Source organism: Mycobacterium sp. SMC-13 (assembly GCF_045311035.1).
Taxonomy (GTDB): Bacteria; Actinomycetota; Actinomycetes; order Mycobacteriales; family Mycobacteriaceae; genus Mycobacterium.
In genome coordinates this window covers 144,791-168,414 of record NZ_JBJIAI010000009.1, presented here as the reverse complement: position 1 = coordinate 168,414, position 23,624 = coordinate 144,791, and the positions used below count along the sequence as shown (strand labels likewise).

Below are 23,624 nucleotides of genomic sequence, written 5' to 3'. Positions count from 1 at the left end.
AGTGCGGGAGGCTGGAATATCCGGCCGCTCAGGAGCATTCTGTAGACATGCTAATTAGGCGGAAATTCACGACATCGGCGGTCGCCGCGGTGGCCGCCACAGCAGCGATAGTTGCCGCTCCGGCCGCGGCGATGACCCTCTCCGGGAGCATCGGCACGGATCGGACCGTGGTTGCCGACAACGGCTACGGCGGACCCGATGGCCAGGGTGGCGGCGGTGGCTGCGGCGACGGCGCGAACTGGCGGGGCTGCGGTGGCTGGAACCCCGTCACCGGCGGCTTCGGACACGGCTGCTTCAACGGCATCTGTGGCGGCTGGGACGGCACCCGCGGCTGGGGCGGCTGACAACGCATTTGCTCGCGTCGCGAGATAATTGCGTTTTCCCTATTCATGGCGCCGAATAGGAATTTGCTCTCGGCGCCAATGGGGTCCGCGGCGCGGTAATTGGATTTACTTCACCCGGGAAATCCCTAAGCTCGCGGCCATGGATCTGCCGAGCCCGCGAGCCGACGCGCCGCATCTGGCCGACGTGGTACCGGCCGTGCTGGCCGCGATGGGTGTCCCCGGGGCCCAACTCGACGGTGTGCACCGGCCCATCGACCTGCCCGGCGGTGTTCGTGGCGCGTGCGTGCTGCTGATCGACGGCCTCGGTGCCCAGCTCCTCGACACCTACGCAGCCGACGCTCCGGTACTGGCCGGGCTTCGCGGCCGGCACCTGCGCGTCGGCTACCCCGCCACCACCGCTGCGGGGCTGGCGGCGGTGGGAACCGGACGGCGCTCCGGCGAACACGGCATGGTCGGTTACTCGTTCCGGATTCCCGACCACGGCGTCGTCAACGCGCTGCGCTGGACGCCGCATCCCTTCGGCGCGGACCTGCGCGACGCGCTGGTTCCCGAGGACGTGCAGCCGCTGCCGACCACGTTCGGCCAGGCGTCGGCCGCCGGTGTCGCGGTGAGCGTCATCTCGGGCGCCGAATTCACCGATTCGGGGCTGACCCGCGCGGTGCTCCGCGGCGGACAGTACGTCGGGGTGCATCGACTCGGCGACCTCGCGGCCCGCGTGCAGCAGGCCGTCGCCGACGGCGGCTTCTGCTACGGCTACCACGCCGATCTGGACATGCTCGGCCATCTGTACGGCGCCGGGTCGACGGCCTGGCGGATGCAGTTGCGGCAGGTGGACCGGCTGGTCGAATCGATCGTCGAGGCCCTGCCGGCCGGCGGGCTGCTGGCCGTCGTCGCCGACCACGGCATGGTCAACCTCGCCGACGCCGACGTCGTCGACATCGATGCGCGTCCCGAGCTGTTGGACGGCGTCGTCGCCGTCGCCGGTGAGGCCCGGGCGCGGCACGTCTATGTCGCCGGGGGCGCGGCGGATGCGGTCGCCGACGCGTGGCGAGAAACGTTGGGCGCGAATGCCTGGGTGCGCACCAAGGAGCAGGCCATCGCCGAGGGGTGGTTCGGCGCGCGGGTCGGTGACGCGGCGCGCAGCCGCATCGGCGATGTCGTGGCAGCGGCCCGGGACAACGCCGGATTGGTACGTCGGACGGTCGAGCCTCTTGAATCTGCCCTCATCGGGCAGCACGGATCGTGGACAGATGCCGAGCAGCTGGTTCCGCTGCTCATCGCTTCCGGTTAGCCGGGACTATTCGGGCTTCAGATGTGCGTCGTCGGCGAAAACGAGGGTGCCACTGTCCAGCAGGACGGCCCAGCGGCGCGCCGCGTCGACAATATGGTCGTCGCCGACATCGACCGAATAGCCCGCGTGATCGCCGTAGTCCTCCACGATCACACCACGCACGTCTTTGGCGTCGCCACGGTTGACGCGAACCCGCATGTCAACGGCGAACTTGGCGTTCCTACCCATAACCACCCCAGCATTCCCTGGTAACCACCGCAGGTACGGAACCTCGGCCCACCGACCTCTGCCCCGACGTCAGTAGGTACCGAACTTTAGGCCACCGTGACCACAGCGGCAAAGCAAACACCCCTGATTGACAGGTAGATGGTACGTGTCGTACCAACGGGCGTCGGCTACCGTCTTCGCCGTGATCGTGCTGCTGCCGCCCTCGGAGACCAAGCGCCCAGGTGGCGACGGACCGCCCCTGCAGCTCGGCACGCTCGGTGTGCCGGAACTCACGCCGCTGCGCGCAGCGCTGATCGACGAACTCGTCACCCTCGCTGCCGACCCCGAAGCCAGCCGCAAGGCCCTCGCCATCTCCGCCGCGCAGGACGCCGAAATCCAGCGCAATGCCGAACTGCGCAGCGCCCCGACGATGCCGGCCATCGACCGCTACACCGGGGTCTTGTACGACGCCCTGGACATCAGCTCACTGCGCGGCGCCACCGCAACCCGGGCGCGCGCCCGGCTGGCCGTCGGGTCGGCGCTCTTCGGCCTGCTGCGCGCCGACGACCCGATTCCGGCGTACCGACTGTCGGCATCATCGAAACTGCCCGCCGGCGGGACACTGGCCAGCCGGTGGAAGCCGGTCCTGGAACCTGTACTGGCCCAGCTGCAACAGCAGGAGCTCATCGTCGACCTGCGCTCCGGCTCATACGAGGCCCTCGGCAAGATCCCCGGCGCGGTGACCGTCGACGTCTACACCGAACACCCCGACGGGCGGCGCACCGTCGTCAGCCACTTCAACAAGGCCCACAAGGGCCGGTTGGCCCGAGCGCTGGCCGGCAGCCGCGCCGAACCGACCGACGCCGCCGCCGTTGCCGCGGTTGCGCGTCGTGCCGGGATGCGCGTCGAACGCGACGGGGCGCAGTTGACGGTGGTGGTCACGGCGTGACGCCGACGGTCTGCGATAATGGTTCGTGAGGGGAGTATTCCTTCGCCACGGTGTCGTCATCACGTTGTCCAATGTCGGGCAGCCGGTGCTGTGGGCCGGCCGCCTGAATCGGGGCGACGGTGGTAGAGACCTCGGTCGTTCACTGACGCCCGGAGGCACCCTCATATGAATGTTTCGACGCTGGAATGGTCCATCACCCTCGGGGTGACGATCGCCGTGCTTCTCTTCGACGTGGTGGTGATCGGCCGCCGCCCGCATGAACCCACCACCCGGGAAACCGCCGGATACCTGGCGCTGTACATCGGCCTCGCCGTCGCCTTCGGCATCTGGGTATGGCAGTTCCACGGCGGCCAGTACGGCATCGAGTACTTCGCGGGCTGGCTGACCGAGTACAGCCTCTCGATCGACAACCTGTTCATCTTCCTGATCATCATGGCCAGCTTCAAGGTGCCGCGGATCCTGCAGCAGGAGGTGCTGCTGATCGGCATCATCCTGGCGCTGATCTTCCGTGGCATCTTCATTGCCCTTGGCGCCGTGGCCATTTCGAAGTTCTCGTGGATCTTCTATCTGTTCGGCGCGTTCCTGGTGTACACCGCGATCAAGCTGGCCCGCGACACCGAGCACGACGACGACGCCGAGAACTCGATGGTGCGGTTCGCCCGCAAGTACCTCAAGGCCTCGGACCAGTGGGACGGCAGCAAGCTGCACACCGTGGTGAACGGCAAGCGGGTCCTGACCCCGATGATCCTGGTCATCATCGCGCTGGGGACCACCGACCTGCTGTTCGCGCTCGACTCGATCCCGGCGATCTACGGCTTGACCCAGGAGCCGTACCTGGTGTTCACCGCCAACGTGTTCGCGCTGATGGGTCTGCGTCAGCTGTACTTCCTGCTCGGCGACATGCTCAAGCGGCTGGTCTACCTGTCGCAGGGCCTGGCCTTCATCCTCGCGTTCATCGGCGTGAAGCTGGTGCTGCACGCGCTGCACGAGAACACGCTGCCGTTCATCAACGGCGGTGAGCCCGTGCACGTGCCGCAGATTCCCACGCTGCTGTCGCTGGCGGTCATCATCGTCACGCTCGTCGTGACGACGGTGGCGAGCCTGTGGAAGACCCGCGTCGACAGCAAGGCCGGCGCCGCCTGACCGCGGCAACCGGGCACGGTTGCCAGATCGCTTGCGCGCCAGCAGGATGCCCTGGTGACCGATCTCGTGGACGATGCCGTCGGGCAGGCGCAACTGGTGGCCAGCGGCGCGGTGAGCAGCGCAGAACTGCTGGAGGCCGCGATCACCCGGCTCGAGTCGGCGCGCCGGCTCAACGCCGTGGTCACCGATCTGTTCGACCGCGGCCGCGAACAGGCCCGCCGGCTCGATGAGTCCGGGGTGCTGCGCACCGGCACGGCCGGACCGCTGGCCGGGGTGCCGTTCCTGCTCAAGGACCTCGGGGCGTCGCTGGCCGGCGCCCCGGAGGCCATGGGGTCACGGGCGCTGCGCAGCCATGTCGCCGACCAGACCGCCTGGATCGTGCAGCGGTATCTGGACGCCGGGCTGGTGATCTTCGGCAAGACCAACACCCCGGAATGGGGCAACCACTGCACCACCGAGCCGTCCCTGTTCGGGCCGACGGTGAACCCGTGGTCACCGGAGGTCAGCCCAGGCGGCTCGAGCGGCGGGTCCGCCGCCGCCGTCGCGGCCGGCATCGTGCCCGCCGCCTCCGGTGGCGACGGCACCGGCTCGATCCGGGTGCCGGCGTCATGCTGCGGCGTCGTGGGTCTCAAACCGCGCCGCGCCCGGACCTCGTTCGCGCCCGGCGCCGGGCACGGGCTGGAGGGGTTGGTCAACGAGCACGCCCTCACCCGCACCGTCCGCGACTGCGCGGCGCTGCTCGATGCCGTCACCGGTGGCGCACCGGGCGACCCGTACTCGGCGCCCCGGCCCGCCCGGCCGTTCCTCGACGCCATCGCGCAGACCCCGGCGGCGCAACGCATCGCGATCGCGGTGGATTCGCCGTTCCCCGGGCCTGGCACCGACCCGCACGTCGCCGCTGCCGTCGAGGCCACCGGCGCGCTGCTGGCGGGCCTGGGCCACCACGTCGAGCCGTCGGCGCCGACCATCGATCCAGACGCTGTCGCCGACGCCGTCGCGGTGCTGCACCGGGTCAGCAACGTCCAACTGCATGAGCTGGCCGCGGCGCACCTGGGCCGCCCGCCGCGCGAGGACGAGTTCGAACCGAGCACCTGGATGATGATCCGCGAGGGATTCGCCACCACCGGCCTGGCCTACGCCGAAGCCATCGCGGCCGTCCACGACCAGACCCGGCGGTTCGCCGCCGGGATGGCCGGCCACGACGTCCTGCTGGTGCCGACACTGCTGTCCGGACCGCCGCCGTACGGCCTGCTCAATCAGGCCCGCGCCGGCACCCGGGAATTCTTCGACGTCGAATTCGCCACCACCGGCTGGACGTCACTGGCCAATGTGACGGGCTGGGCCGCCATTTCCCTGCCGCTGGGCCGCACCGCGGACGGACTGCCCATCGGCGTCCAACTGATGGCGCCGGACGAGACCATCTTGCTGCAACTGGCCCGGCAGCTGGAGCACGCCGCGCCCTGGGCCGACCGCTACCCACGCCCCTGAGCCCGCCCACCGCGCCGTGCAACAATTCGGGCATGGTCATGTCGATCGATCGCCCGAAGCTGGAAGGCAACATCGCCGTCGGCGAGGACCGCCAGATCGGTTTCGCCGAGTTCGGGGATCCGCAGGGACGCGCGGTTTTCTGGCTGCACGGGACGCCCGGCGCACGCCGGCAGATCCCGACCGAGGCCCGCGCGTTCGCCGCCCAGAAGAACATCCGGCTGATCGGCATCGACCGGCCCGGCATCGGATCCTCGACGCCGTACCAGTACGAGAACGTGCTCGGGTTCACCGAGGACCTGCGGACCATCGCCGACACCCTCGGCATCAACCGGTTCGCGGTGATCGGCCTGTCCGGCGGCGGTCCCTACACGCTGGCCACCGCGGCCGCCATGCCCGACCGGGTGGTGATGGCCGCCGTGCTCGGCGGCGTCGCACCGCTGATCGGCGAGGACGGCATCAGCAGCGGCCTGATGGAACTGGCCAAGATCGTCCGGCCCGTCCTCGAGGTCGCCGACACCCCCATCCGCTGGGTGGCCGGCTCACTGATCAAGCTGATCGGCCCGTTCGGCTCCCCCGCCCTCGACCTGTATGCCCGGATTTCCCCGGACGGCGACCGCAACCTGCTGAGCCGCCCCGAGTTCAAGGCGATGTTCCTCGACGACCTGCTCAACGGCAGCCGCAAGCAGCTGGCAGCACCGTTCGCCGACATCGTCGTGTTCGCCCGCGACTGGGGCTTCAGGTTGGCGGACATCACGGTGCCGGTGCGCTGGTGGCACGGCGATGCCGACCACATCGTGCCCTACGCCCACGGTCAGCACGCGGTGGCGCGCATCGCCGACGCCGAGATGTACACGCTGCCGGGTGAGAGTCACCTCGCGGGTCTCGGTGTGCCCGAAGACATCCTGACCAAGATTCTCGAGGTCTGGGACGACGCCGACCTCGCGGGCCAGTAAGGCCCCTCAGACCGTCACCGGCTGACCGCTGAGTACGCGGCGCAGCATGTGCATGGCGACGGTCGTCGACCGCTCCCGGATGTCGGCCCGGTTGCCGGGCAGGTGGATCGTGCGCGTGTGCGTCGCACCGTCGGCCAGCCCGACACTGAAACACACTGTGCCGACCGGCTTTTCGTCGCTGCCGCCACCGGGGCCGGCGATGCCGGTGATGCCGACGGCGACGTCGGCGCCGAACCGCTGCAGTGCACCCGCCGCCATGGCCTCGGCGACCGGTTCGGACACCGCACCGTGGGCCGCGATCAACGCGGGGTCGACGCCGAGCAGGTCCGCCTTGGCTTCGTTCGAGTACGACACCACGCCGCCGGCCAGGTAGGCCGAGGAGCCGGGCCGGTCGGCCAGCCGGGCCGCCAGCAGGCCCGCCGTGCACGACTCGGCCGTCGCGATGGTGCGACCCGAAAGCAGTTGCGCCACTTGGTCATCGACCAGCGCACCGTCCTCGGAGAAGACGTCGTGCGGATGCCGCTCACGCAGCAGCGCGGCCAGTCGCCGGTAGCTGTCGGTGGCGTCGGGTTCGTAGCGGGTGACGATCTCCAACTCGCCGCGACGCAGGCACGTCGTGATCTCCAGCCCGGCGAAACCGGGCACCAGGGTCTCGGCTTCCCGCAGCGTCTCGGCCAGTCCGGACTCGGGCAGGCCGAACATCCGGATGGTCTCCTGGCGGTAGACGGTGCGGCCGGCGATCGCACGTTGCGCCGTCGCCGTCTCGATGGCCCGGCTCCACATCGGCCGCAGCTCGCGGGGCGGTCCGGGGAGCACGATCACCGTCGGTGCGCCGCCGGCCCGGGTCACCACGACACCCGGTGCCGTGCCGACGGGGTCGAGGATCTCGACGCCGTCGCCCGCCGGCACCAGGGCCTGCTTGCGGTTGGCCGCCCGGACCGCCTCGAAATCGGCGCCCGGGAACCGGCCCATGAAGGACCGCAGGATCTCGGCGATGCGCTCCTCGAGCGCTTCGTCGAGCACCAGCTCGCGGCCACAGAACTTCGACACCACGGCGACGGTCATGTCGTCGGCCGTCGGCCCCAGGCCGCCGCTGGTGACGATCAGGTCGACACCTTGTGCGGCAAGGAAATTCAGTTGCGCTTCGATGTCCTCGGGCCGGTCACCGCAGATGGTGATGTGCGCCAGCTCGACGCCGAGTTCGAGCAGCCGGTCGGCCAGCCACGGCCCGTTGAGGTCCTGGACCCGGCCGGTGAGAACTTCGGTCCCGGTCACCACGATGCCCGCACGCACGCCCATGGCGATCAGGGTACGGCGCTGCGGGCTCGGTCAGACCGCCAGCCAGGCGCGCACGGTGTCGAGCTCGCGCGTGTACTGCTCCATGATGTCGTCCTGGAACCGCGTGCCGCCGCTGATCGCGTCGTCACCGCGCCAGATCACGCGGACCCGGGACGCGCCACGCAGGTAGACGTCGACGCGGTCGTCCGTGTGCCGCTGCCACCCGCTTGCGGCGGTGCGCTCGGCCAGTGCGGAGCGTTCGTCAGCCATGTGTTTCTCCTTCACGTCGACTCACCATCATGTCCTATGCGCCCGGTCTCGGGACCCGCGGTACCGCGTCGGGCGCCGCGGGCCGGACGTCCGGCTCGGCCAGACCAGGGTCGGTCACCGAGGCCCGCGCGGCCGCCTCCGCCGCGTCCTGAGGTGGCCGGCCACCGGTCACCGGGACCGTCACGGGCGGCGTGTTGTAGCCGCCGACCCGCACCCAGCCGGCGTTCACACCCGGTTTCGGCACCAACCCCCGGACATGCGCGGTCTCCCCCGGATACACCGTGACGTAGTTGTCGCTGTACTCGATGGGCAGGATCTCGTCGGCGTCCGGCGCGGTGGTCAGCTCGGCCCGCTCGAAGAACGCGACCTGCTTGGTCGGGTTGCGCAGCGTGATGTCGACGACCTGCTGGCCGTCCCCGTTCACGGTGCCGGCGGCACTGACCTCGAGGCGGGCCTTCGTCATGTAGTTCAGCGGCGTCATGTCGGCCCACGCGGTCTGATGCAGCTCGAAGGCGACGTCCTTGCGGGGGTCTCCGATGTCGTCCTGCTGCGACTGCCAGTAGTCGTTGTCGGCGATGACCTCGCCGACGGGGTTCACCAGCTCGCACCGGACGAAGAACACCCGGGAATCGGGCACCATCCGCGGCAGCGTCAGCGCCACCGCGGCGGCACCGGACGCCACGTCGTACGGGTCACTGGTGCGGTCGTCGCGCAGGTTCCCGTTGATGTCGTACACCCGCGTGCGCACACGCAGGCCCACCGCGTTCTCCGGGCTCTGGTTGGTGATGCTGACCTTGGCGGTGCTGTGGTCGCCCGTGGCGTACGAGTCGAACGTCACCGACAGCGGCTGCAGGCCCTTCTTCGCGCCGTAGTACGCACCACCGGGCCGCAGGTAGTAGTCGAAGATGTTGCCGAAGAACGACGGCCAGTGGTTGTTGAGCATCCAGTAGATCGTCATCTTGTGGTCCGCCCAGCCCAGCGCGGCGAACGATTCGAACTGGGCCCGCGTCGCCTCGTAGTGGGCAAGCTGGGCTTTGCGCGTGAATTCCTCGGCGCCACTGGAGGATCCGTAACGCTGCACGACGGCGTCGCGGATGCTGGCCAGGGCCTCGTTGCCGGGATTGGAACCGGCGTGGAAGTACCACATGTCGTTGATCGGCCAGAGCTTGTCCGGCGGGATGAACTTGCGCAGGCTCGCGAACGGCGGGATGTGCTCGTTGTCGCCCTGTTCGGCCGACGCGCCGCGCGCGGCGGCATACGCACCGTCGAACCAGTACGCGGGCGGCCGCCACGTGTACGGGCCGGCCATCTGGATGCCGTCCCACAGACGGTTGCCCGACGAATCGGTCGTGTAGGACGACACCGTGTCGACAACGGCGTTCTGCCAGTGCAGCTTTCGCAGAATCTCGTGGTACTGCTCGAGGATGTCGGCGGGCGGGTGCCCGTCGCTGGCATTGGCCCAGACGAACGCCGACGCGTGCGATCGCAACATCGTGATCTGCGAGCGCAGGCTGTCCTGCGCGACCCGATGGTCCTCCTGGCCCCACTGCGGCCACTTCTCCCACTGGTTACAGCACATCCAGCCCACCATGAGCGGGATGCCCAGTTCGTCGGCCCGCTCGATGAACCGGGCGCCGGGAATCTTCGATTCCATCCGGATCATGTTCAGACCCAGATCCTTGACGTAGCGCAGGATCGCGTTGTCGCGGTCGGGATCGTCGCGGTACAGCAGATCGGGGGTGTAGGTCGCACCGCGCGCCAGGAAGTCGCGGCCGTTGACCTTGAGGTAGAAGTTGCCGCCGGAGCCCAGTTGCGGGAACTCCTCGCTGCCGTCGCGGCCCTGTTCGATGGACCGGATGCCGAAGCGCTGCTTCAGCTCGTCGGTGGCCTGCCCGTACTGCAGGAACTGGATACGCAGGTCGTACAGGTCGGGCCTGCCCATGGTGTACGGCCACCACAGGTCCGGATGGGAGACGCGCAACGCCTCATAGTCGCCGGGGCTGAACGTGACGTCGCGGCTCTCCCCCGGCCCGAGCGAGACCGGCCGCTCGATGTCGATGTCCGCCTTGCCGGCGCGGGTGATGGTCGCCCGGACGACGCCGTTGACGCGCTGGTCGGAGTAATTGGTCAGGCCCGACCGGACGCTCAGCTGGGCGCTGTCGGTGCGCGGCAGCGGCAGCTGGCTGTTCACGGTCGCGTCGGTGATCGCCACGTCGCCGGACATCTTCAGGGTGACGGGCTTGAGGATGCCGGCGTTGCGGTCCGCCACGAACGAGTTGCCGTTGGCCGGGTTCTTGCCAGGCCCTTGATAGCCGAGATAGTTCCAGTTAATCCAGTCGAACCAGCTGTCGGCCAGCTCCACGCCGTCGACGTCCTGCAGCGCGCGCTCCGGGGTCACCTTGACGGCGAGTGTGTTGGTGCGGCCGCGGTCGATCCACCTCGACACGTCGAGGGTGTGGTCGACGTACATGCCCGCGATCTGCCGGCTGTCGGCGATCTGATGCCCGTTCAGCCAGATCTCGGCCCGGTAGTTGATGCCGGGAAAGTTGAGGCGGTACGTCGAGTGCCCCGCCGGCGCGACGAAAGTGGTGCGGTACCACCAGTCCTGCTTGTACAGGTCCTGCGGCACCTTGGTCAGCAGGTTGTCGCCGTAGTAGAGGTCCGGGTACGTGCCGTCGTCCTGCAGTGCCTCGAGCACCGTCGCCGGCATGTGCCGCACCTGGTGCCAGCCGGGCCCGGCAGCGGGGAATCCGTCGAGGCTGAGCTGCGCGCCGGTGGCCACCATGCCCTGCGCGGAGGACAGCTGCCAGCCTTGTGCGAGTTCTACTTCGGCGGCCGCGCTCATGGGCCTCAGCAGGCGCGGCAGATCGCCGGTGCACGCGAACAGCAGCACCAGAGACATGACGGCACCCAGCACTGCACCGCGGCGCAACTCGGTCGAGATAGCCCTGCTCCCTCCGAAACGACAGCATCTGAACGCGCTTCTACAACCGAACGCGCGATGTGGGGGCACCTCATTGTGCCCCGTCAGACCGGCAGTTCCGGAATCGCTGAGGTCAGAACTTGTGTGGCACGTCGGTCGTCAGGCCGCCGTCGACGACGAACTCGCTGCCGGTGGCAAACGACGATTCGTCACTGGCCAGGAAGACCACGAAGGTCGCTACCTCATCGGACTGGCCGGGCCGGCCGAGCGGCGCGATCATCATGTCGTCGGGAAAGTATTTGGTCATCGGCGTGCGGATGAAGCCCGGCAGGATCGTGTTGACGCGGATCTTGTCCTTGCCCAGGTCGATGGCCGCCGATTTGGTCAGGCCGCGCACCGCCCACTTGGACGCGACGTATGCATGCAGCAGCGTCGCACCGCGCATGCCCTCGATGGATGAGATGTTGATGATCGAGCCGCTGCCGGCCTCCCGCATCGGCGCGACCACGGCCTGCATGCCCAGGAAGGTGCCGGTGAGGTTGACGTCGATGCACTTCTGCCACTTGGCCATGTCGAACTCGCCGATCTTGCCGAGGGCACTGATTCCGGCGTTGTTGACCAGGACGTTGAGCAGGCCGAACTGTTCGGTGGCCGTGGCCACTGCCGCTGCCCACTGGTCGGCGTCGGTGACGTCGAGGTGGACATAGCGGGCAGCGTCCCCGAGTTCGGCGGCCAGTGCCTCGCCGGGCTCATCGAGGATGTCGCCGATGACGACCTTGGCGCCCTCGCCGACCAGCATCCGGGCATGTGCCGCGCCCATCCCCCGAGCGCCGCCAGTGATCAGTGCAACTTTTCCGTCCACGCGTCCCATGACGGGTCACGCTACCGTCCGGCGGATGAAGAAAATCCCGGCATACTGGTCAGCATGTCTGCGCTGAACGCAGAGCCGATCACCGGGCCCATCACAGCGGTCGACGCCGATGACCTCGGCGAGACAAGCTCGCGCGTCGGTGCTTTCTTCGACGTCGACGGCACGCTGGTGTCCGGCTTCATCGCGACCGTGCACGCCGCCCACCGGTTCCGGCAGCGGCAGGCGGCTTTCGGCGAGCTCACCGGAATTCTCGAGGCGACGGTGCGATACAAGTTGCGCCGCATGGAGTTCGAGCGCTTGCTGGTGCGCGCCGCCGGCTACCTGCGCGGCGAATCCCTCGCCGAGCAGGAGGCACTCGGCGAGCAGCTGTTCCACAGTCACGTACAGGCCAGGATCTTCCCGACCATGCGCGAGGTCGTGCGCGCCCACCAGCGGTCCGGCCACACGGTGGTGCTGAGTTCGTCGGCGCTGACCATGCACGTCATGCCGCTGGCCCGCTATCTCGGCGTCGAGCACGTCATCTGCAATCACTTCACCGTCGATGCCGACGGCACCCTCACCGGTGACATCGTGCGGCCCATCGTCTGGGGCCACCGCAAGGCCGCTGCGGTCGAGGCGTTCAGTCAGGCGAATCAGGTTGACCTGCAACAGAGTTACTTCTACGCCGACGGCGACGAGGACCTGCCCCTGATGCGCGTCGTGGGGCACCCGATTCCGGTCAATCCACGGCCCGGGCTGGCAGCCGAAGCGGAGCGACTCGGGTGGACGGTGGTCCGCGCGGCGGCCGCGCCCAGCGCTCGACCGGGCTGGCTACGACGACTCACCCGTCGCTGAGCTTCTGGAACGGCCGTCGCCCGAAATCTGGGCCCGAATCCGCGCGTAGCCTTGCGCGCCGGACCGTCACGCGGTACTAAATTAGAACACGTTTCAGTTTTGCCGCTTCCGCCTCGGCCCCAGCACAAGGAACCCCAATGCGTACCGCTATCTGCGACCAACTCGGCATCGAATACCCGATCTTCGCCTTCACCCACTGCCGCGACGTGGTCGTGGCAGTCAGCAAAGCCGGCGGCTTCGGTGTCCTGGGCGCGGTCGGCTTCTCCCCCGAACAGCTCGAGATCGAGCTGAAGTGGATCGACGAGAACATCGGCGACCACCCCTACGGCGTCGACATCGTCATCCCCAACAAGTACGAGGGCATGGACCAGGTCGACCTGGATCCCGAGGTGCTCAAGAAGCAGCTCAACGCGCTGGTGCCGCAGGAGCACCTGGACTTCGCGAAGAAACTCCTCGCCGACCACGGCGTGCCGGTCGACCACAGCGACGACGACGCCCTGCAGCTGCTCGGCTGGACCGAGGCCACCGCGACCCCGCAGGTCGAGGTCGCGCTGCAGCACCCGAAGTGCACGCTGATCGCCAACGCGCTGGGCACCCCGCCGAAGGACATGATCGACCACATCCATGCCGAGGGCCGCAAGGTCGCCGCGCTGTGCGGCTCGCCGTCGCAGGCCCGCAAGCACGCCGACGCCGGCGTCGACATCATCATCGCCCAGGGCGGCGAGGCCGGCGGGCACAGCGGTGAGATCGGCTCGATCGTGCTGTGGCCCCAGGTCGTCAAGGAGGTCGCGCCCGTCCCGGTGCTGGCCGCCGGTGGCATCGGCAGCGGCCAGCAGATCGCCGCGGCGCTGGCGCTCGGCGCACAGGGCGCGTGGACCGGTTCGCAGTGGGTGATGGTCGAGGAGAGCGAACACTCCGAGCAGCAGCACGCCGCCTACGCCAAGGCCAGCAGCAAGGACACCGTGCGCAGCCGGTCGTTCACCGGCAAGCCGGCGCGGATGCTGCGCAACGACTGGACCGAGGCCTGGGAGAAGGAAGGCAACCCGAAGCCGCTCGGAATGCCCTTGCAGTACATGGTTTCCGGCATGGCGGTGGCGGCCACGCACAAGTACCCCAACGAGAGCGTCGACGTCGCGTTCAACCCCGTCGGCCAGGTGGTCGGTCAGTTCACGAAGGTCGAGAAGACCGCCGCGGTGATCGAGCGCTGGGTGCGGGAGTACCTGGAGGCCACCGGTCGGCTCGAGGAACTGAACGCGGCCGCGTCCGTGTGATCGAGGCCGGGCTTTTCCGGGCACAACGCCGCTTACGCCGCGGATCGCAGCCAACATGTGGCTGCAATCCGCGGCGTAACGCTTCAACGTGAGCATAGACCCGTGCCCACGGATTATGTATGGTTACATACATAATCCGACGGAAGGGCGCGGATGGCTGGTCCACGTGAACGCATGATCGTGTCTGCGGCACTGCTCATCCGTGAGCGCGGCGCGCAATCGACGGCCATCGCGGACGTGCTCGCCCACAGTGGGGCACCCCGCGGCTCGGCATACCACCACTTTCCCGGCGGGCGTACCCAACTGCTCTGCGAGGCAATCGATTTCGCCGGCGAGTACATCGCCCGCCGGATCGACAAGGCCGGCACCGCACTCGAGGCACTCGACGTGCTGGTCGACGGCTTCCGGACCCAACTCACCGAGACCGGGTTTCGGGCCGGCTGCCCCGTGGTCGCGGTCGCCGTCGAGGCCGACAACCCGCCCGTCATCGAACGCGCCGCCGCCGCCTTCACCCGCTGGCTCGGCCGGCTCGAAGCGCAGCTGCGGACCGAAGGCGTGTCCGCCGAACAAGCCGCCGAACTGGCCATGCTCGCCACCACCGCCATCGAAGGCGCCGTGCTGGTGGCGCGCACCACCGGCACCACCACCCCATTGGACCTCGTGCATCGGCAGCTGCGCGCCCTCGTGACTGCCGCAACCGACCCGGAACGGAAGGCGTTGTCATGACCGAAACCCAGGAGTGGCAGTCCACCGCATGCATCCTGTGCGAGTGCAACTGCGGCATCGTCGTCCAGCTGGAGGGCCGGACGCTGTCGAAAATCCGTGGGGACAAGGCACATCCGGCCTCGCAGGGCTATACCTGCAACAAGGCACTGAGGCTGGACCACTATCAGAACAACCGCGACCGCCTGACCTCGCCGATGCGCCGGCGGCCCGACGGCACCTACGAGGAAATCGACTGGGACACAGCCATTTCCGAGATCGCCGAGGGCTTCTCGCGGATCCGCGACGAGTACGGTGGCGACAAAATCTTCTACTACGGTGGCGGTGGCCAGGGTAACCACCTGGGCGGCGCCTACAGCGGCGCGTTCCTCAAGGCACTCGGCAGCCGATACCGGTCAAATGCGTTGGCGCAGGAGAAGACCGGTGAATTCTGGGTCGACGCACAGCTCTACGGCGGACACACCCGCGGCGAGTTCGAGCACGCCGAGGTATCGGTGTTCATCGGGAAGAACCCGTGGATGTCGCAGAGCTTCCCGCGCGCCCGTACCGTGCTGCAGGACATCGCGAAAGACCCGCAGCGGTCGATGATCGTCATCGATCCCGTACTCACCGACACCGCCAAGATGGCCGACTTCCACCTGCGGGTCCGACCCGGGACGGACGCGTGGTGCCTGTCGGCCCTGGCTGCGGTACTGGTCCAGGAAGACCTCTGCGATGAGGCGTTTCTCGCCGAACACGTCACCGGCGTCGAACCGGTGCGGGACGCCCTGCGCGCCGTGGACGTCGACGAGTTCGCCCGGCGCTGCGGCGTCGACGCCGAGCTGCTGCGCGCCGCGGCGCGCCGGATTGCCGGGGCGGCAAGCGTTTCGGTGTTCGAGGACCTCGGCGTTCAGCAGGCGCCCAACAGCACCTTGTGCTCCTACCTGAACAAGATGCTGTGGATCCTGACCGGCAACTTCGCCAAACGCGGTGCGCAGCATCTGCATTCGTCGTTCGCGCCGCTGTTCGCGGCGGGCGGCGTGGGCCGCTCGCCGGTGACAGGCGCACCCATCATCGCCGGGCTGCTGCCGTCCAACGTCGTGCCGCAGGAGATCCTGACCGACCATCCGGACCGCTTCCGCGCCATGATCGTCGAGAGCAGCAATCCGGCGCACTCCATCGCGGACTCGAACGCCGTGCGCGACGCACTCGGCGCGCTGGAACTGGTGGTGGTCATCGACGTCGCGATGACCGAGACCGCCCGACTCGCCCACTACGTGCTGCCGGCGGCGAGCCAGTTCGAGAAGCCCGAGGCCACGTTCTTCAATCTCGAGTTCCCGCACAACACCTTTCATCTGCGCCACCCCCTGATGACGCCGCTGCCCGGCACCCTGCCCGAACCCGAGATCTGGGCGCGGCTGGTGCGCGCGCTCGGCGTCGTCGACGACGCTGAACTCGACCCGCTGCGCCGGGCCGCCCGCGAGGGCCTCGACGCGTACCTCGGAGCGTTCTTCGGGGCGGTCGGCGCCAATCCGTCGCTCGGCCGGGTGTTGCCGTACGTACTTTACGAAACCCTGGGCCCGACGCTGCCGGATGGATTGGCCGGTGCGGCCGCGTTGTGGGGGCTGGCGCAGAAGACGGCGATGACGTATCCCGATGCGGTCCGGCGGGCCGGCCATGCCGACGGCAACGCGCTGTTCACCGCGATCCTCGAAGGCCGCTCCGGGGTGACGTTCACGGAGCACGAGTACGCGGACGACTGGAGTCTGGTCACCCATGCCGACCGCCGGTTCGTCCTCGAGATACCCGAGATGCTCACCGAACTCGCGGCGCTCGCCACCGACCGGCCGCCGCTGATCTCCGACGAGTACCCGATCGTGCTGTCGGCCGGTGAGCGCCGGGCGTTCACCGCCAACGACATCATCCGCGATCCGGGCTGGCGCAAGCGCGACGCCGACGGCGCGCTGCGGGTCAGCGTGGAAGACGCCGCGGCGCTGGGCCTGGTCGACGGCGGGCGGGCCCGGATCACGACGGCCGCCGGTACCGCGGAAGCCTCGGTGGAGGTCACCGACGTCATGCTGCCCGGCCATGCGTCGCTGCCCAACGGGTTCGGCGTCGACTTCACCGAGGCCGACGGCGAGAAGCGGGTGCCCGGTGTGGCACCCAACAACCTCACCTCGGCGGACTGGCGCGATGCGTTCGCAGGGACCCCGTGGCACAAGCACGTGCCGGCCCGGATCGAGGCGCTGACGGTCTAGCCGGATGCCTGGGTGGCTTTGCGCGCGGCACCATCACGCGACCATCAGGACGCAGGTCCCCAGGCCCACGGCAACCCACAACGGTGCGGCGATGAAGGCGCACGACGACGCGGCGAGAGTGATGCGGCTGCCCCAGCGTTGCGTGGCGGTACCCGGTCGGTGAAGCCGGTTGATGCGGCCCACGATCCCGATTCCGTTGGCGCCCAACGCCCCAACCGGCATCGGACCCCCGCCGGCCAGGGCGAGCATCGCCGCCAACAGCACCGGGGTTCCGTGGCGCCGGGCGGCGGCATCATCTGCGCACATTTCCACCAATTGGGCGATGTCGGCGTGTGCGACAGTGAACAGCTTCATTCTGGGCATCGCCGCGGCAAGAGCTTTGGTGACCGCGATCAGTCCGTGATGCCCGCCCGAGACGTGGGCGCGTTCATGGTCCAGGACTGCCAGCAATTGGGGACGGGACAATGCGTCCAGCGCCGCACTGGTCACCACGACCACACCGGCCTTGCCACCGACGCAGTAGACCAGTTTGTTGGGCGCCTCGACGAGGATGCCGTCGAGGCCGGCGAGCTGTCGGCCCACCATGCGTGCCGACTCGGCGTGACGGCGACCGCGCACGCGCCCGCCGTGCATCACCCGGATGACGCGGACCGCCGCAACGACAGCGACGGTAAGCGAGAGGGTGGCCAGCACGGCTTCGATGAGCAGTCCGGTGCCGGTACTGACGGAAAAGAGCCGCGCCAGACACACCGACAGGCCCATCGGGTCGGGTTGGCGCCAGTTGTCCACGACGTCGACGGTCATGCCGACCGCGCCGGCCGTCCAACTCGTCACAACGCTGCCCACGACTGCGAGCCACGCCGCGACGGCGGCGCGCGGGGCCCAACCCGTCCGCGCCGGCCACGACAGCAGGGGCGGCGCGACAGTGGCCGCCAGTACCGCATAGAGCAGTAGGCAGGCCGCGACACTCACGGTTTGGTCTTTCGGGTTCGCGAACGCTGCAGCACTTTACGCAGTTGTGTGGATTCGTCGTCGGAGATGTGGTCGAGGAAATGCGTGAGAACGAGTTCGGTGCTGCCGCCGGCGTCGAGAGCTTCGCGCATCAGTTGGGCGCTGTATTGCTCGCGCGTCATGGCTGGGGCGTAGAGGTACGCTTTGCCGCTGCGCTCGCGCGTCAGCCAGCCCTTGCCGTGCAGGTTGTCCATGGTCGACATCACGGTTGTATAGGCGATCTCACGGTCCGTAAGCAGTTCCTCGAAGACCTCCCGCACGGACGTGGCGCCCGCGCGGGTCCACAGCCGATCCATCACGACCTTCTCCAGATCACCGAATCCGCGTGCCACTGAATCCCTTTCCCACCGTGACTGCGAGGCGCAGGCGTCCGCGACTCGCCACGCACGTGGCCCGGCCGAACCGCCCGATTTACGCAGTTCGACAGTAGTCGCGAGCGATCGGAGTCGCCACCACGACCAGCGGGCGCCGCCGGCTACGACGCGGCAATGGCACCAAGTGCTGCCAGTGCGTCCACGATCTCCTCGGCGTTCGGGGTTGCGGCGGGGTCCGCGATCCACTGGACCATGAGCCCGTCGATGACCGCGAGGGTGACCGATGTGATCACCTTGAGGTTCAGTGACGTATCACCGTCACGCGGCGAAAGGGCCTGGCGGGTTAGTTCTTCGGCGCGATCCCGCACCCGCGCGTATCCGTCGGCAAGCGCGGCGCGGATGGTGTCCGATCGCAATGCCGGCGCCCAGGATTCAATGCAGGAAACGACCGCGGGGCGCGTTTCGGCGAAGCTGTCAACGGTGGCGCGGAAGATGCCGACCAATTGCTCGCGCAAACTGCCGCCCTCGCCACCTGCGGCGAGCGCCGCTTCGAGACGTTCGGTCCAGCCCTCGAAGCACGCGGTCAGGGCCTGTTCGAGAAGCTGGTCCTTGCCGCCGAAGTGGTAGTTGATCGATGCGACATTGGCGCCGGCGGCACGGGCGATGTCGCGGGATGACGTGGCCCCGTACCCGAGGGTGCGGATGCACTCCAGCGCACCGCCGAGAAGTTTGTCCCGATTACCCACCGCTTGCATGTTCGGACCTTAGCAGGTAAACATACGTTTGTTGACATAAACATTTGTTTACCAAAGGGGAGGGCGGCGATGACTGTCGTTCGTGGATTGGTCGGCGTATACAACGGCGATGGCGGAGTTCGAGGCGAGCTGGCTTACGTCCTGGGCAAGCTGCGCGGCACGACCGAATGCGCGCTCTGCGAAATCACCCACCGCGGTCTCCGGTCCAACCCGGAGTGGAAGGACGTCGTCTGCAATCTCGCAGTGCCGTTCGACCTGGTACACCGCAACGAACGCACAGCCGAAGTCGCACAGCTGACCGGCGATGCCACCCCCGCTGTCGTCGCGGTCACCGATGACGGACACCGACTCGTCATGGGCCCGAACGATTTCGCCGGCACAGGAACGGACGCGGCCACGTTTGTCCGCGTGCTGCGCGAGCGGGTATCCGAGGCGGGGCTGGCATGGGCGTGACGAGGACGACGCCACGCCAGCGGACGTTGCCGCCCGGCCCCCGGCTTCCGAAGTACCTCCAGAGCATGCTGTACCTGAGGTACCGGGAGTGGTTTCTTCCGCTGTTGCGGAAGCGATTCGGCGATGTCTTCAGCCTGCACGTACCGCCTTATGCCGACGACCTCGTCGTCTTCTCCACGCCTGCGGCCATCGGTGACATCTTCCGGGCCGGCCCGCGCCAGCTGCACGCCGGCGAAGGCAACCAGATTCTCGGGGCAGTGCTGGGCGAGCATTCGGTGCTGCTCGTCGACGAGGAGGCGCATCGCCGGGTGCGCGGACTTCTGATGCCCGCGTTCAACGGCGCAGCCTTGCGTGAATACCGCGCGATGATCACCGATCGGGCTCGGACCGAAGTGACGGCATGGGCGCCGAACACCGACGTCGCCATGCTCACGGCGATGAACCGGCTGACCCTGGAGATCATCATCACGGTCGTGTTCGGGGTCACCGATCCGACGGTCAAGGCCGAACTCGTCGACCGGCTGCGCACCATCATCAACATTTCACCGGCCATCTTCGCAGGATTCAGATTCCCTCTTCTGCAACAGTTTTCGCCCTGGAAGGGTTTCGCAGCCAATCAGCAACGCATCGATGCCATCTTCTACCGCGAGATTCAGTCGCGCCGTACGGCTGTTGATCTCGCCAGTCGCAGCGATGTCCTGTCACGGCTGATCCGAGCCGATGGTGAAGCGATCGGCGACCCGCTGACCGACGCCGAGTTGCGCGACCAGCTGGTGTCGCTGCTGCTCGCCGGTCATGAGACGACCGCCGCCGCACTGGCCTGGACACTGTGGGAACTGGCCTCGCACCCCGAAATTCAGTCCACAGCACGGGCCGCCGCGTACCGCGGCGACGACAAGTACCTCGACGCGGTGTTCCGGGAAGGTCTGCGCCGCCACAGCGTCATCGTCTCCACTGCCCGTAAGCTCACGGAGCCAATGACGATCGGTGGTGAATCGCTCCCCCGCGGAACGGTAGTCAATACGTCAATTCTGTTGGCCCACAAGGATCCTCGAAACCACGCGCAACCGGACCGATTCCGTCCCGAGCGCTTCCTCGGGACGAACCCGCCGCCGAACACCTGGTTGCCGTTCGGAGGCGGCGTCCGCCGCTGTCTGGGCGCCGGGTTCGCCACCACCGAGGCCACCGTCATCCTCACCGAAATTCTGACCCGCTGGGAACTGCGCACCACCAGGCCCGAGGAGCCCGAGCGCGTCCGCAACATCACCACCGTGCCGCGCCACGGCGCGGTACTGCGGATCACCGCCGGCAATTCGGCAACAGGTCAGGATTGAGTCCGGTTATCCGCCCATGCCATTGCGGCCAGGACCACAGCATGCGCAGTCGGGGCCACAGCACGGGCAGTCGTCCATCGGCATGTTCATCATCGGTCCCATTGCGGCCATGTCACACCACATCATCGCAGGTTTGGGGCCACCGGACGAGTAGGACACCATCGCCGGATCGGCGCCGGTGACGTCGAAATACACTTTGCCGGTGGCAGTTTGACCTTCGGCCAGTGTTGCGCCGGACACCCCTGCCGGGCTGGCCAGTTGCCACAACACAGGGTAGCTCCGGTGGTCGGTCCCCATGGCCGAGAAGTTCGGAATCACCGGGGTCACCGCGCCGCTGACCGCCCGGACCGTCACCGTCGCCTCCCACAGCCGCCCTGCCAGGGGGTACCCGGGAGCGGCGTCGGCGCTGGCGTGCAGCCCGGTCAGCGTCCAATCCTGCACCACTGCGCCGCCTGCATCGGTCAGCCGTTGATGTGAGCCCACTTCATGCGGGCATTTTTCGGCAGCCGCACCTGCCGGCGGCGCCCCGAGAGCAGCCAGACCCGCCAATGCCGCTCCCGCCACCATCACCCTTGCCTCAATGCGCACCTGTGCCTCCTCCGACAAATAGATCTACGTACTTACTACGTAGATCTATTTGTACCAGGCCTGTGCGCAGACCTCGCCGGACATCACACCTAGGTAGCAACCGGGTCGGTCGGCAGGAGCAGCCGGTCGATCGTGCTGACGCTCTCGGGCGACAACCCCTCCCGCATGACGGCCTCGAGAAACTGTGTCGCGACGGCCTTGACCTTGACGTGCGTCAGCTGCGAGCGCCACGTCAGGATGTCGAACGCGCGGTCGGCATCGATGCCGTATGCCGCCATCAGGATGCCCTTGGCCTGCTCGATGATGGCGCGGGACTTCACGACCTCTTTGATCTCCGAGGTGAGGTCGGCTTGCATGGTCTCGGTGACATCGACGTAGTAGCCCTGCGTCCCGATCACCCGACCCGACTCGTCGGTCACGTGGTCACCGACCACCACCATCCAGTGGGTCTTGCCATCGACGTCGATGATCCGGTGCCGACTGCTGAACAGGCCTCCCGACCGCACGCGGTCCAGGATTTCTGCCACCCGGGCCCGGTCGTCAGGGTGCTTGTGGCTCAGCAGCAACTCGGTCGTGGGCTCCACCTGTCCTGGCGCGTAGCCGTGCATGCGGGCCACCTCTGCGGACCACACCCACCGCTGATCGGCGACGAAGAACTTGAATCCCCCGGCCTTCGGCGAATCCCCGCCGGCCAGTACCGCGGCGACCTCCCAGTGCTCGGACGCGTTGTCGGCATCGGCGGCATCGGCGGCATCGGCCAGTGCATCAGGCATACAGAACCAATCGTCGATCTCTATGAGGGCTAAGCCGGGCCGCGCTGACGGTCGGCCCGCAAATACTAGCCGCTATGTCAGCTCTCTGACATAGCAAACGCCAAAGTGGCGAGTTCATATCGGCACGGCACACCTGTCGAGTAGCTTGCATGAGTGGGCTTGGGGGTTCGGTGAGCGATCTGCACCGCAACGCGGTGCTTGCAACCTTCGACAGCGACCGCCTCGATCGATTGCTGCCGCACATCCAGGTCGACTTCAGCCCCATCGGCCACGTCGCGCAACGGGCCGGAACCCCGTTGAGCCACATCCACTTTCCCCTCGACTCGGTCTATTCGGTGCTGGCCGAATCCGAACACGGCACCGGTATCGAAGTGGGAACCGTCGGATCAGAAGGCCTGGTCGGCATCGCCGGTCACCTGGGTGCCCGCAACAGCCGCCAGACCGTCATCTGCTGGTGTGCCGGCGACACCGCCTACGTACCGGTTGCCGAATTTCTCCGGGCGACCACAGAAGGGGGTCCGTGGCACGACGCGATCGACAGGTTCACCGACTATCTGCTCATCCAGACGGCCCAGAACGTGCTGTGCATCAGCCAGCACTCGGTGCGGGCACGGCTGGCGCGCTGGCTCCTGGCCGCCCATGACCGATACGACTGCCAACAATTCTCGAGCACCCAGGAAAGCCTGTCGCAGATGCTGGGTGTGCAGCGTCCGACCATCTCGGACACGGCGGCGCGGATGCAGCGCGAGGGTTTGATCACCTACCGGCGCGGCAACATCGAGATCGTCGACCGCGTCGGACTCCGGCAGATCGCGTGCGAGTGCTATCGGATTGTCGACCAGGCACTCACGGCCGTGCGCGACGCGGGCCGGCCGAACTAGCCGACCGGGTCCTCCGGCGCGGGCGCCGGAGCTGCGACCGGTGCCTGCGGACCGGCGGGCATCCCCGCGGGCGGTGCCGCGTCGGCGTCCATCGGGCGCTGCGCCAGCAGCACGAGGGCCTGCTTCGGGCTGATCTCGCGTTCCTGGACGGCGTGCCACACATCGCGCAGATACGACAGCTGGTCGGTGTCCTGCGAACCTTCCGCAGTGGTCGTGGTGTACGGCGGCAGATTCTCGGGACTGGACAGGTGCGGCACCGGTGCGGCGTTCGCCACCGGGACCGGCTTCCCGACCGGAGCCGGCTTGGGATCCACGGGCGGCGGCGGATCGATCGGCGCGGCCGAGAGGTCGACCGGCGCGGTGTCGTCGGCCCACGCGGCGGCGGCCGGCGTGACCGGCAGCAGCAACGCTGCGCAGGCCAGACCTACGGCGCGGAATTTGACGCTGTCCAGGATTCTCATGTGTTGCCCTCCCGTCCGTCTCCGGTAACCAATGGTGCTACAGGTGACTGCGGTATTGCTGGGAATTTGCCGGATCAATGTGGTGCGGCCGTACGAATCCCGGCTGGCGTCCCGCGCCGCGGCGGACCTGCAACAGCCGGATCGGCTACGACGAATAGTGCCCGTACGTTCGGCGGGCATCGCCATTCGCCCAGAATCCGGGCCGAATTATCGGCATAACCTTGCGGCTCCGACCGGCACGCGGTACTAAATTGGAACACGTTGCAGAGTGA

The 23,624-nt window shown here is 68.0% G+C and carries 24 protein-coding genes; 13 read left to right on the top strand and 11 right to left on the bottom strand.

The window, feature by feature from the left end:
* Positions 1 to 47: 47 nt before the first annotated feature.
* Together ACJH6I_RS15625 and ACJH6I_RS15620 are read left to right on the top strand one after the other, a co-directional pair.
* Positions 48 to 344, top strand: a complete 297-nt coding sequence (locus ACJH6I_RS15625; protein WP_406784259.1) for a hypothetical protein — start codon at positions 48 to 50, stop codon at positions 342 to 344.
* Between the two features lie 139 nt (positions 345 to 483).
* Entirely contained in the window at positions 484 to 1,635 is a 1,152-nt protein-coding gene (locus ACJH6I_RS15620; RefSeq protein WP_318984983.1) for an alkaline phosphatase family protein, read from the top strand.
* Between the two features lie 6 nt (positions 1,636 to 1,641).
* On the opposite strand, the gene ACJH6I_RS15615 is transcribed toward ACJH6I_RS15620, so the two are convergent.
* Positions 1,642 to 1,863, bottom strand: coding sequence for a hypothetical protein (locus ACJH6I_RS15615; RefSeq protein ID WP_244872532.1), 222 nt, complete (start codon positions 1,861 to 1,863; stop codon positions 1,642 to 1,644).
* A 181-nt stretch (positions 1,864 to 2,044) separates the two neighbouring features.
* On the opposite strand from ACJH6I_RS15615, the gene yaaA reads away from it, so the two are divergent.
* The 4 genes from yaaA (at position 2,045) to ACJH6I_RS15595 (ending at position 6,375) form a co-directional block, all read left to right on the top strand.
* Positions 2,045 to 2,791 carry a peroxide stress protein YaaA gene (gene yaaA / locus ACJH6I_RS15610; RefSeq protein ID WP_212811347.1) on the top strand — a complete coding sequence of 249 codons (747 nt, stop codon included), beginning with the start codon at positions 2,045 to 2,047 and terminating at the stop codon, positions 2,789 to 2,791.
* Positions 2,792 to 2,956: 165 nt separating this feature from the next.
* Positions 2,957 to 3,934 (top strand): TerC family protein, encoded by a 978-nt coding sequence (locus ACJH6I_RS15605; protein ID WP_212811346.1) that lies wholly within the window; start codon positions 2,957 to 2,959, stop codon positions 3,932 to 3,934.
* Positions 3,935 to 3,988: 54 nt separating this feature from the next.
* The gene (locus ACJH6I_RS15600; RefSeq protein ID WP_406784258.1) at positions 3,989 to 5,422 is read left to right on the top strand and encodes an amidase; all 1,434 of its coding nucleotides are present in this window, start codon (positions 3,989 to 3,991) and stop codon (positions 5,420 to 5,422) included.
* Between the two features lie 32 nt (positions 5,423 to 5,454).
* Entirely contained in the window at positions 5,455 to 6,375 is a 921-nt protein-coding gene (locus tag ACJH6I_RS15595; protein ID WP_406784257.1) for an alpha/beta fold hydrolase, read from the top strand.
* A gap of 6 nt (positions 6,376 to 6,381) precedes the next feature.
* Here ACJH6I_RS15595 and ACJH6I_RS15590 read toward each other — a convergent pair whose 3' ends face one another.
* The 4 genes from ACJH6I_RS15590 to ACJH6I_RS15575 form a co-directional block, all read right to left on the bottom strand.
* Complete coding sequence (locus ACJH6I_RS15590; RefSeq protein ID WP_406784277.1) at positions 6,382 to 7,680, bottom strand: competence/damage-inducible protein A; 1,299 nt, start codon at positions 7,678 to 7,680, stop codon at positions 6,382 to 6,384.
* Positions 7,681 to 7,704: 24 nt separating this feature from the next.
* Positions 7,705 to 7,923, bottom strand: coding sequence for a hypothetical protein (locus ACJH6I_RS15585; RefSeq protein WP_036420352.1), 219 nt, complete (start codon positions 7,921 to 7,923; stop codon positions 7,705 to 7,707).
* 34 nt (positions 7,924 to 7,957) lie between these two features.
* Positions 7,958 to 10,825 carry a glycosyl hydrolase 2 galactose-binding domain-containing protein gene (locus ACJH6I_RS15580; RefSeq protein ID WP_406784256.1) on the bottom strand — a complete coding sequence of 956 codons (2,868 nt, stop codon included), beginning with the start codon at positions 10,823 to 10,825 and terminating at the stop codon, positions 7,958 to 7,960.
* Positions 10,826 to 10,979: 154 nt separating this feature from the next.
* Positions 10,980 to 11,717 (bottom strand): glucose 1-dehydrogenase, encoded by a 738-nt coding sequence (locus tag ACJH6I_RS15575; protein WP_226518482.1) that lies wholly within the window; start codon positions 11,715 to 11,717, stop codon positions 10,980 to 10,982.
* A 54-nt stretch (positions 11,718 to 11,771) separates the two neighbouring features.
* Here ACJH6I_RS15575 and ACJH6I_RS15570 point away from each other — a divergent pair, with 54 nt between their 5' ends.
* The 4 genes from ACJH6I_RS15570 (at position 11,772) to ACJH6I_RS15555 (ending at position 16,782) form a co-directional block, all read left to right on the top strand.
* Positions 11,772 to 12,551, top strand: coding sequence for an HAD family phosphatase (locus tag ACJH6I_RS15570; protein WP_226518483.1), 780 nt, complete (start codon positions 11,772 to 11,774; stop codon positions 12,549 to 12,551).
* A 137-nt stretch (positions 12,552 to 12,688) separates the two neighbouring features.
* Positions 12,689 to 13,822: a nitronate monooxygenase gene (locus ACJH6I_RS15565; protein WP_267317613.1), complete on the top strand. Its 1,134-nt coding sequence runs from the start codon at positions 12,689 to 12,691 to the stop codon at positions 13,820 to 13,822.
* 153 nt (positions 13,823 to 13,975) lie between these two features.
* A complete protein-coding gene (locus ACJH6I_RS15560) occupies positions 13,976 to 14,548 on the top strand; it encodes a TetR/AcrR family transcriptional regulator (RefSeq protein ID WP_226518485.1) in 573 nt (190 codons plus the stop codon).
* Complete coding sequence (locus ACJH6I_RS15555; protein WP_226518486.1) at positions 14,545 to 16,782, top strand: molybdopterin-dependent oxidoreductase; 2,238 nt, start codon at positions 14,545 to 14,547, stop codon at positions 16,780 to 16,782. Before ACJH6I_RS15560 ends, ACJH6I_RS15555 begins: the two co-directional genes overlap by 4 nt.
* 33 nt (positions 16,783 to 16,815) lie before the next feature.
* Here ACJH6I_RS15555 and ACJH6I_RS15550 read toward each other — a convergent pair whose 3' ends face one another.
* From ACJH6I_RS15550 to ACJH6I_RS15540, 3 genes are all read right to left on the bottom strand, one after another.
* Positions 16,816 to 17,754 carry a M48 family metalloprotease gene (locus ACJH6I_RS15550; RefSeq protein ID WP_226518487.1) on the bottom strand — a complete coding sequence of 313 codons (939 nt, stop codon included), beginning with the start codon at positions 17,752 to 17,754 and terminating at the stop codon, positions 16,816 to 16,818.
* A complete protein-coding gene (locus tag ACJH6I_RS15545) occupies positions 17,751 to 18,125 on the bottom strand; it encodes a BlaI/MecI/CopY family transcriptional regulator (RefSeq protein WP_226518488.1) in 375 nt (124 codons plus the stop codon). The genes ACJH6I_RS15550 and ACJH6I_RS15545 overlap by 4 nt, the downstream gene beginning before the upstream one ends.
* A 143-nt stretch (positions 18,126 to 18,268) precedes the next feature.
* The gene (locus ACJH6I_RS15540; RefSeq protein ID WP_226518489.1) at positions 18,269 to 18,862 is read right to left on the bottom strand and encodes a TetR/AcrR family transcriptional regulator; all 594 of its coding nucleotides are present in this window, start codon (positions 18,860 to 18,862) and stop codon (positions 18,269 to 18,271) included.
* Between the two features lie 69 nt (positions 18,863 to 18,931).
* Between ACJH6I_RS15540 and ACJH6I_RS15535 the strand changes: the two genes are divergently transcribed.
* Positions 18,932 to 19,315, top strand: coding sequence for a hypothetical protein (locus ACJH6I_RS15535; protein ID WP_293019888.1), 384 nt, complete (start codon positions 18,932 to 18,934; stop codon positions 19,313 to 19,315).
* Positions 19,306 to 20,649, top strand: coding sequence for a cytochrome P450 (locus ACJH6I_RS15530; protein WP_406784255.1), 1,344 nt, complete (start codon positions 19,306 to 19,308; stop codon positions 20,647 to 20,649). The genes ACJH6I_RS15535 and ACJH6I_RS15530 overlap by 10 nt, the downstream gene beginning before the upstream one ends.
* Before the next feature lie 6 nt (positions 20,650 to 20,655).
* On the opposite strand, the gene ACJH6I_RS15525 is transcribed toward ACJH6I_RS15530, so the two are convergent.
* Together ACJH6I_RS15525 and ACJH6I_RS15520 are read right to left on the bottom strand one after the other, a co-directional pair.
* Entirely contained in the window at positions 20,656 to 21,216 is a 561-nt protein-coding gene (locus tag ACJH6I_RS15525) for a DUF1942 domain-containing protein (RefSeq protein WP_226522170.1), read from the bottom strand.
* 110 nt (positions 21,217 to 21,326) lie between these two features.
* Positions 21,327 to 22,010 (bottom strand): PAS and ANTAR domain-containing protein, encoded by a 684-nt coding sequence (locus tag ACJH6I_RS15520; protein WP_226518492.1) that lies wholly within the window; start codon positions 22,008 to 22,010, stop codon positions 21,327 to 21,329.
* A gap of 149 nt (positions 22,011 to 22,159) precedes the next feature.
* Here ACJH6I_RS15520 and ACJH6I_RS15515 point away from each other — a divergent pair, with 149 nt between their 5' ends.
* Positions 22,160 to 22,891 carry a Crp/Fnr family transcriptional regulator gene (locus tag ACJH6I_RS15515; protein ID WP_226518493.1) on the top strand — a complete coding sequence of 244 codons (732 nt, stop codon included), beginning with the start codon at positions 22,160 to 22,162 and terminating at the stop codon, positions 22,889 to 22,891.
* Here ACJH6I_RS15515 and ACJH6I_RS15510 read toward each other — a convergent pair.
* Positions 22,888 to 23,352 carry a hypothetical protein gene (locus ACJH6I_RS15510; RefSeq protein WP_226518494.1) on the bottom strand — a complete coding sequence of 155 codons (465 nt, stop codon included), beginning with the start codon at positions 23,350 to 23,352 and terminating at the stop codon, positions 22,888 to 22,890. The genes ACJH6I_RS15515 and ACJH6I_RS15510 overlap by 4 nt on opposite strands.
* Between the last annotated feature and the right edge of the window lie 272 nt (positions 23,353 to 23,624).

What these genes read in the sequence shown, in the direction of transcription:
- ACJH6I_RS15625 (WP_406784259.1), top strand. Translation starts at nt 48, where the DNA reads ATGCTAATTAGGCGGAAATTCACGACATCGGCGGTCGCCGCGGTGGCC.
- ACJH6I_RS15620 (WP_318984983.1), top strand. Translation starts at nt 484, where the DNA reads ATGGATCTGCCGAGCCCGCGAGCCGACGCGCCGCATCTGGCCGACGTG.
- ACJH6I_RS15615 (WP_244872532.1), bottom strand. Translation starts at nt 1,863, where the DNA reads ATGGGTAGGAACGCCAAGTTCGCCGTTGACATGCGGGTTCGCGTCAAC.
- ACJH6I_RS15605 (WP_212811346.1), top strand. Translation starts at nt 2,957, where the DNA reads ATGAATGTTTCGACGCTGGAATGGTCCATCACCCTCGGGGTGACGATC.
- ACJH6I_RS15595 (WP_406784257.1), top strand. Translation starts at nt 5,455, where the DNA reads ATGGTCATGTCGATCGATCGCCCGAAGCTGGAAGGCAACATCGCCGTC.
- ACJH6I_RS15585 (WP_036420352.1), bottom strand. Translation starts at nt 7,923, where the DNA reads ATGGCTGACGAACGCTCCGCACTGGCCGAGCGCACCGCCGCAAGCGGG.
- ACJH6I_RS15580 (WP_406784256.1), bottom strand. Translation starts at nt 10,825, where the DNA reads ATGTCTCTGGTGCTGCTGTTCGCGTGCACCGGCGATCTGCCGCGCCTG.
- ACJH6I_RS15575 (WP_226518482.1), bottom strand. Translation starts at nt 11,717, where the DNA reads ATGGGACGCGTGGACGGAAAAGTTGCACTGATCACTGGCGGCGCTCGG.
- ACJH6I_RS15570 (WP_226518483.1), top strand. Translation starts at nt 11,772, where the DNA reads ATGTCTGCGCTGAACGCAGAGCCGATCACCGGGCCCATCACAGCGGTC.
- ACJH6I_RS15565 (WP_267317613.1), top strand. Translation starts at nt 12,689, where the DNA reads ATGCGTACCGCTATCTGCGACCAACTCGGCATCGAATACCCGATCTTC.
- ACJH6I_RS15560 (WP_226518485.1), top strand. Translation starts at nt 13,976, where the DNA reads ATGGCTGGTCCACGTGAACGCATGATCGTGTCTGCGGCACTGCTCATC.
- ACJH6I_RS15555 (WP_226518486.1), top strand. Translation starts at nt 14,545, where the DNA reads ATGACCGAAACCCAGGAGTGGCAGTCCACCGCATGCATCCTGTGCGAG.
- ACJH6I_RS15540 (WP_226518489.1), bottom strand. Translation starts at nt 18,862, where the DNA reads ATGCAAGCGGTGGGTAATCGGGACAAACTTCTCGGCGGTGCGCTGGAG.
- ACJH6I_RS15535 (WP_293019888.1), top strand. Translation starts at nt 18,932, where the DNA reads ATGACTGTCGTTCGTGGATTGGTCGGCGTATACAACGGCGATGGCGGA.
- ACJH6I_RS15530 (WP_406784255.1), top strand. Translation starts at nt 19,306, where the DNA reads ATGGGCGTGACGAGGACGACGCCACGCCAGCGGACGTTGCCGCCCGGC.
- ACJH6I_RS15525 (WP_226522170.1), bottom strand. Translation starts at nt 21,216, where the DNA reads ATGGTGGCGGGAGCGGCATTGGCGGGTCTGGCTGCTCTCGGGGCGCCG.
- ACJH6I_RS15520 (WP_226518492.1), bottom strand. Translation starts at nt 22,010, where the DNA reads ATGCCTGATGCACTGGCCGATGCCGCCGATGCCGCCGATGCCGACAAC.
- ACJH6I_RS15515 (WP_226518493.1), top strand. Translation starts at nt 22,160, where the DNA reads ATGAGTGGGCTTGGGGGTTCGGTGAGCGATCTGCACCGCAACGCGGTG.
- ACJH6I_RS15510 (WP_226518494.1), bottom strand. Translation starts at nt 23,352, where the DNA reads ATGAGAATCCTGGACAGCGTCAAATTCCGCGCCGTAGGTCTGGCCTGC.